Source organism: Streptomyces sp. BE20 (assembly GCF_036322525.1).
Classification (GTDB): Bacteria; Actinomycetota; Actinomycetes; order Streptomycetales; family Streptomycetaceae; genus Kitasatospora.
This window is the reverse complement of the sequence record NZ_JAQYWW010000303.1, coordinates 1-509: the sequence shown is the minus strand read 5'-3', so window position 1 is coordinate 509 and position 509 is coordinate 1. Positions and strand designations below refer to the sequence as shown.

Genomic DNA, 509 nt, shown 5'->3' with positions numbered 1-509 from the left:
GGGCGGGGTGATCTGACGGATGCCGAGTGGGAACGGCTGCGGCCGTTCCTGCCGGTCGGCAACAGGCGTTGTGGTCGGTGGCGGGACCATCGGCAGGTGATCGACGGGATCCTGCACCGGGTGCGGACCGGTGTGCACCGGCGTGACCTGCCCGAGCGGTTCGGTCCCTGGAAGACGGTCTACGAACGCCACCGGCTGTGGTCGGCCGACGGCACTTGGGAGCGCCTGCTCCAGCGGGTCCAGGCCGAGGCGGACGCGGCCGGCGACATCGACTGGGACATCTCGGTCGACTCCACCATCGTCCGGGCCCACCAGCACGCGGCCGGCGCCCGCACCGACCCGCCGCCGGCCCTCGCGTCAAGGGGGCTGGGCCGGGAGAACACCAGGACGAGACGCCGTGGCAGAGCCTGACCGCCCGCCTGGCGGAGGTGGTGCAGGAGGTGAGGGCCTCGGCCGCTCGCGCGGCGGGTTCACCAGCAAGGTCCACCTGAGCGCGGACGGCCGCTGCC

1 pseudogene is annotated in these 509 nt (G+C 73.7%); it reads left to right on the top strand.

What is annotated here, in order from left to right:
• Nucleotides 1–509, top strand: a pseudogene (locus tag PUR61_RS01675) (IS5 family transposase); the annotation flags it as partial.